This is a genomic window from Micromonospora sp. NPDC004540, assembly GCF_040610095.1.
Classification (GTDB): domain Bacteria; phylum Actinomycetota; class Actinomycetes; order Mycobacteriales; family Micromonosporaceae; genus Micromonospora.
Genome location: NZ_JBEXLR010000088.1, coordinates 21,762 through 28,010 on the forward strand (window position 1 = coordinate 21,762; position 6,249 = coordinate 28,010).

Here is a 6,249-nt window from a genome sequence, read left to right on the forward strand (position 1 = left end):
CCGGCGCTGGGGCCGGCGGCCGGGCGGCCGCCGGCCCCACTGTCAGCCGAACGCGACCGCCGCCAGCCAGCGGTCCAGCAGCGTCGCGTCGCCGAGCACCTCGACCACCGCGGTGTCGACCGGGCGCCGCCGGTAGACCATCAGCAGCAGCTCGGTCACCGGGCCGAGGACCGCCACGGTGGCCTTCTCGTGCGCCCGCCGCCAGGCGAGGGTGTCCCCGGTGAGGTCCACGAGCCACTCCGCGCCCAGCTCGGCGGGCACGTCGGTGGCGTGGAGGTGCAGGGTGCGGTCGGGGCCGAGCAGGTCGCGCCGGTGCGGGAAGATCTCCAGCATCTGCGGCAGGGAGCCCAGCTCCATCCACTCGTCCAGCGCGTCGACCGCCATCGCCGGGTCGACGGCGAAGTCCACGCCCAGGGCGAGGGCGGCGTCGGCCCGGTGCAGCAGCGTCTCGTGGGCGAACCGGCGCGCCCAGAACACCCCGGCGGCCGGCACCGGCATCGGCGTCCAGGTCACCACGCCGGGACCGGCCTCCCCGAGCGCGTCGGCCAGCGCGGCGGCGCTCTCCACCAGCCAGGGGCCGACCACCGCCGGTTCCTCCCGGGCGTACGGGGACAGGTCGCGGAAGTGGGTGTCCGACGGCGGCCGCTCGGCCCGGGTGCGGACCACCTCGGCCGCCCAGCGCTGGCCGCCGCCGAGGTGCCGGGCCAGCTGGCCCACGTTCCAGCCCGGGCAGGAGGCGACTGGCGTGGTCAGGTCGGCCCCGTCGAGGTGGGTGCGGAGCAGGTCGCTCTGGGCGACGATCTCGGCGCGGTGGCGGTCGAAGCTCAGGGCCGTCATCAGCCCAACCTAGTGGCCGGCCGACCATCGCGGCGGGAGCCGTCGGGGGCTGTTTCGTCCCCGCCGGCTCGTCAGGGCGTGCGGGGCACCGGCTGGGCCAGCGCCCCGATCTCCCGGGGCAGCTCCGCCAGGGCCTGCTCGAACTCGGCGTGCCCGACCACCCGGTGCAGGGTCTGCAGCACCGCCCGCGCGCCCCGCTCGGCGACGTCCGGAGCCGTGCCGGCACGGTCGGCCACCCGGCGCAGGAACTCGTCGTACCCGAACGCCTCCGGCTCCTCCGGGCGGGCCCGGGCCAGCAGCGGGCGCAGCTCGTGCGCCACGTGGTCGGCCAGGTCGGCCGCCTCGCCGCCGCTGATCCGCTCGGCGAGGGTGCGCAGGGTGGCCTCGGTGAGGGATCGCGCGGTCTCCGCCGGTACGCCCGCCCGTGCGGCCACCTTCGCCACGAACTCCAGCTCCGCCATTCGTCGGTCCTTCCGTCCCGGAGACCGGCTGGCTACCCGCCGACGACCACCACAAACGACCGCCGTTCGGGCGAAAGACCGGAAACCGGCGTCGCGGCGGGCCACGGCGGCCATGATCGGGACGTGGCTGCCAGGATGCCGACGCTCGTGCCGCCGATGCTCGCCGGCGCCGGGGCGCTGCCCACGGGGCCTGGCTGGGCCTACGAGTTCAAGTGGGACGGCGTCCGGGCGGTCGCGTACGTCGACGGCGGGCTGCGGCTGCTCAGCCGCAACGACCGGGACGTCACCCGGGCCTACCCGGAGCTGGGCGAGCTGGCGGACCTCCTGGCCGGGCGGCGGGCGGTGCTCGACGGCGAGATCGTGGCGCTCGACGCCGGCGGCCGGCCCAGCTTCTCCGCGCTCCAGCGGCGGATGCACGTCCGGGCGCCGGCCGCCACGCTGGTCGCCTCGACCCCGGTCCGGTACTACCTCTTCGACCTGCTGCACCTCGACGGGCGGGACACCACGACCCTGCCGTACACCGAGCGGCGCGCGGCGCTGGAGGAGTTGGGGCTCAGCGGCGAGACCGTCGAGACCCCGCCCTACTGGACCGGCGAGGCCGGCCGGGACCTGGCCACCGCCGCGGCCGACCTGGGCCTGGAGGGGGTAGTCGCCAAGCGGCTCGGGTCGCCCTACGAGCCGGGCCGCCGGGGCGCGGCGTGGGTCAAGGTGCCGCTCAACGACACCGTCGAGGTGATCGTGGGCGGCTGGAAGCCGGGCGCCGGACGGCGGGCCGGCACCATCGGGTCCCTGCTGCTCGGCATGTACGACGAGCACGACCGGCTGCACTACATCGGGCAGGTCGGCACCGGCTTCACCCAGACCGTGCTGCGCGACCTGGCGGGCCGCCTGGAGCCCCTGACCCGACCGGATCCGCCCTTCGCCGCGGTGCCGCGCGAGCACGCCCGGCACGCCGTCTGGGTCGACCCCGTGCTGGTCGGCGACGTCACCTTCCGGTCGTGGACCCCCGACCGCCGGCTGCGCCACCCCTCCTGGAAGGGGCTGCGCAGCGACCGGGACCCGGCGGAGATCCGGCTGCGGAGGTGATCCCGGGTCGGGCCCGCACGCGGCCGCGCCGGGCGGCCGTCAGGCCAGGGCGCGCGCCGCGCTGACGATCGCGTGCACGCCGATGCCCGCCCGGTCCATCTGCTGGGTCGGCGTCCCGGAGCCGGGCAGGCCGCGTACCGCCAGGTGGCTCACCCGCACCGGCTCGGCCAGGTCGGCCAGTTCCTCGAGCACGGCGGAGCCAAGCCCGCCCTGCGGGTAGTGGTCCTCGACCACCACCAGCCGGCCGCCGGTGTCCCGCACGGCGTCGAGCAGCCGCTGCCGGTCGACCGGCTTGACCGAGTAGAGGTCGACGACCCGGGCGTCGATCCCCTCCCGGGCCAGCTCGTCGGCGGCCGCGAGGCAGTTGTGCACGGTCACCCCGGCGCCGAAGAGCACCACGTCGCCGCCGTCGCGGAGCACCTTGCTGCCGCCGATCGGGAAGTCGTCCCCGTTGTCGTAGAGCACCGGGTACTTGCCACGGGTGGTGCGCAGGTAGCTGACCCCCTCGCGGTCGACCATGGCGGCGACCAGGGCGGCGCAGGAGACGGCGTCACTCGGGTAGAGCACGGTCGACCCGTGCACGGCGCGCAGGGCGGCGAGGTCCTCCAGCCCCATCTGGGAGGGGCCGTCCGGGCCGATCTCCACGCCGGCGTGCGAGCCGGCGAGGGCGATGTCGGCCCGGGAGATGCCGGCCATCCGGATGAAGTCGTAGGCGCGGGAGAGGAACGCGGCGAAGGTGGCCGCGAAGGGCCGGTAGCCGCGGACCCGCAGTCCCACCGCGGCGGCGATCAGCTGCTGCTCGGCGATGAACATCTCGAAGAACCGGTCCGGGTACGCCTCGCCGAACTTGTCCGCCCGGGTGGAGTCGCTGACCTCCCCGTCGAGGGCCACCACGTCCGGCCGGGCGCCCAGCGCGCGCAGCGCGTCCCCGTACGCGTTCCGGGTGGCCACCTTCGCCCCCTTCTCGTACCGGGGCAGCTCCGGTGGCTTCCCGGCGGCGGGGGCGGGCGCCGGCGGCGCGGCGGCGGGCCGCGGCCCGGCGACCCGGATCTGCCGCACGCCGCCGAGGGCCTGGACGGCCTGCTCGGCCTGGTCCGGCTCGAGCGCCTTGCCGTGCCAGTCCGGCCGGTTCTCGATCTCGGGCACGCCCTTGCCCTTGACCGTCCGGGCGAGCACCACCGTCGGGCCGGTCGCCTGCCGGGCCCGCCCGAACGCCTCGTCGATCGCCGCCAGGTCGTGCCCGTCGACGACGAGCGGGTGGCAGCCGAACGCCTCGACCCGCCGGCGGTAGGTGTCCAGGTCCCACTCCAGCTCGGTCGGGCCCCGCTGACCGAACCGGTTGACGTCCACGATCGCGGTGAGGTTGCGCAGCCCGTAGTGGCCGGCCTTGTCCAGGGCCTCCCAGATGGAGCCCTCGGCCGTCTCGCTGTCGCCGCAGAGCACCCAGACGTGGTACGGCAGCTTGTCCAGGTAGCGCCCGGCCAGGGCGACGCCGACGCCGACCGGCAGCCCCTGGCCGAGCGAGCCGGTCGCGACGTCCACCCAGGGCAGGACCGGGGTGGGATGGCCCTGGAGGCGGGAGTTCGACTGGCGGTAGGTCTCCATCAGCTCCTGCTCGCTGATCGCGCCGGTCGCCCGGAAGACCGCGTACAGCAGCGGCGAGGCGTGCCCCTTGGAGAAGATCAGGTGGTCGTTGGCGCGGTTGCCCGGGTAGGACCAGTCGTAGCGCAGGTGGCGGGCGACCAGCACCGCGAGCAGGTCGGCGGCGGACAGGCTCGACGTGGGATGGCCGGAGCCGGCCCGGGTGCTGCACCGGATCGAGTCCACGCGGAGCTGGGCGGCCAGGTCCGCCAGCCCGGTCAGCTCCTCCTCGCGCAGGGTGCGCTCTGCTTCCATCGTCACGCCGCGTCGCCTCCGTCGGTCGCTTCCGCCCATACCGTAGTCAGGAAAGCCCCGTATTGTCGGACAACGACCTATTCGGTCGACCCGGTCCGGCGGTCCGGCGGGTGGCCAGCCGGCCGGCCAGCAGCAGGTACGGCAGCACGGCCAGCGCGAAGGCGGCCGCGTGGCCGGCCGCGCCCGCGACGACGCCGTACCCGGCGTAGACCGCGATGATGGTCAGGTCGGTGGCCATGCCCGCCACCGAGGTGACGGTCGCCCGGTCCGGCCCGCTGATCCGGGCCTGGAGCCGCACGTCGGCCAGCACGGTGGCGAGCTGGAACGCCGCGAACGCGACGCCGACCAGGACGAACCCGGCCGGGTGGCGGACCAGGGCGCCCGCGGCCAGGGCCAACGCCGCGCCGGCCAGCAGGACGGCGAAGCCGCGGTCGCTCAGCCGCTCCCCCACTGGCGCCAGCAGCCCGCCCACGGTGGTGCCGGCCCAGACCAGCACGAGCAGCAGCGGCACGGTGGCCGCCGGGACCCCGGTGTCCCGGGCCAGCAGGGGCGTGTACTCGTCCAGGCCGCCCCACACCGCGGCGACCGCCGGCACCAGCAGCAGCGCCGACCGCACCGACCGGTCGGCACGGGCCTCGGCCAGCCCGCCGCGCAGGCTGGCCAGCCAGCCGGGCCCGGCCGCCTCGGGCCGGTCCGCGCCGGCCGGGGCGCGGCCCGCCGGTTCCGCCGCCCGGTGCTCGGGGAACCGGGTGGCGACCACCGCGGCGGCCAGGCACGCCGCCACGCTCGCCGCGCCGACCGCCGGATAGCCGCCGAGGGCCAGCACCGGGGCGGCCAGCCCCATGGCGCCGACCACCCCGAGCAGCTCGGCGGTCCTCGCCCGGCCGGTCAGCCGGGCGTACCGGCCGGTGGCGCCGAGCCGGTCGAGTTCGGTCCAGACCAGCGCCTCCAGGGCGCCGGAGCGCAGCGCCCCGCCCGCGCCCCAGAGCAGGAAGCCGACGGCGAACGCCGGGTAGGACGGGACGAGCACCCAGAGGGCGAAGCCGGCGGCGGCCAGCAGCGGGGCGAGGCAGAGCAGCAGCCGCCGGGAGACCGCGTCGGCCCAGGCGCCCGAGGGCACCTCCAGCAGGATGCCGGCGGCCGACCAGAGCACGAAGAGCGAGGAGATCTGCCCGACCGACAGCCCGGTGTCGGCGAAGAGCAGCGCGTAGACCGGATAGAGCAGGACCAGGTCGGTGAGGAACGCGTAGGCGTAGAGCGTGGCGGCGAGCCGGCGCTCGGCGGGCACGCGCGCGGAGACGATGAGCATGAGGGCCTTCCCACGGGGACGTGACGGACACCGGACGTGCGGTGTCCGCGGTGGCCCGCGGGCTCGACCCTCGGCAGGGCATCAATGTCGCCAGTGCATGCGCCGATGCTAGCCGGGCACCCGGTGCCCGCGCCGCCCCGCGCACGGACCGGGGTGGGACCCCGCAGGGCCCCACCCCGGTCGGAAGGCGGTCGGTCAGCGGCGGGAGTTGTCGACGTCCGCCTGCGGGATGACCATCGTGGCCTCGCTGTCCGCGGCCTGCTGGGCCGTGGGCTGCCGCGGGGCGGTCGGCTGGGTGCGGTCCGGGTCGGCGTACGCCGGCACCGGCTGGGTCGGCTCCGCCGCGCCGTACGGGGCGACCGGCTGGGTCCGGTCCGCCTCGGCGTACGGGCCGGCCGGCCCGCCGAGCCGCGCCTCGAGGTCCTGCCGCCCGGCCTGGTAGGCGCGGGCGTGGGTGGCGATGGCCTGCGACTCCTGCTCGGCGCGGGTCAGCCAGTTCTCCCAGCGGCCCTGCATGGGGCGGACCAGGCCGCCGCCGACGCCGACGATCAGGATGCCGGCGACCGTGGCGAGCACGGCGATCAGCACCGGAGTGGTGACCGTGGTGGCGACGCCGATCTGGTTGAGCGCGGCGATGACGCCGAGGCCGAGGATGAACAC

The 6,249-nt window shown here is 76.3% G+C and carries 4 protein-coding genes and 2 pseudogenes; 1 reads left to right on the forward strand and 5 read right to left on the reverse strand.

Features of this window, described 5'->3' with window-relative positions:
- Positions 1–42: 42 nt before the first annotated feature.
- Together ABZV78_RS24550 and ABZV78_RS24555 are read right to left on the reverse strand one after the other, a co-directional pair.
- Complete coding sequence (locus tag ABZV78_RS24550; protein ID WP_355642129.1) at positions 43–837, reverse strand: maleylpyruvate isomerase family mycothiol-dependent enzyme; 795 nt, start codon at positions 835–837, stop codon at positions 43–45.
- Positions 838–908: 71 nt separating this feature from the next.
- On the reverse strand, positions 909–1,298 hold the full coding sequence (locus ABZV78_RS24555) for a DUF2267 domain-containing protein (RefSeq protein ID WP_355642131.1): 390 nt from the start codon (positions 1,296–1,298) through the stop codon (positions 909–911).
- Between the two features lie 123 nt (positions 1,299–1,421).
- Here ABZV78_RS24555 and ligD point away from each other — a divergent pair, with 123 nt between their 5' ends.
- Positions 1,422–2,384, forward strand: a complete 963-nt coding sequence (gene ligD, locus ABZV78_RS24560; RefSeq protein ID WP_355642133.1) for a non-homologous end-joining DNA ligase — start codon at positions 1,422–1,424, stop codon at positions 2,382–2,384.
- Positions 2,385–2,423: 39 nt separating this feature from the next.
- On the opposite strand, the gene ABZV78_RS24565 is transcribed toward ligD, so the two are convergent.
- The 3 genes and pseudogenes from ABZV78_RS24565 to ABZV78_RS24575 all read right to left on the reverse strand — a co-directional run.
- Complete coding sequence (locus ABZV78_RS24565; RefSeq protein ID WP_355642137.1) at positions 2,424–4,280, reverse strand: transketolase; 1,857 nt, start codon at positions 4,278–4,280, stop codon at positions 2,424–2,426.
- Between the two features lie 46 nt (positions 4,281–4,326).
- A pseudogene (locus ABZV78_RS24570) lies at positions 4,327–5,671 on the reverse strand (MFS transporter).
- Between the two features lie 113 nt (positions 5,672–5,784).
- Positions 5,785–6,249 (reverse strand): annotated as a pseudogene (locus ABZV78_RS24575) (hypothetical protein); the annotation flags it as partial.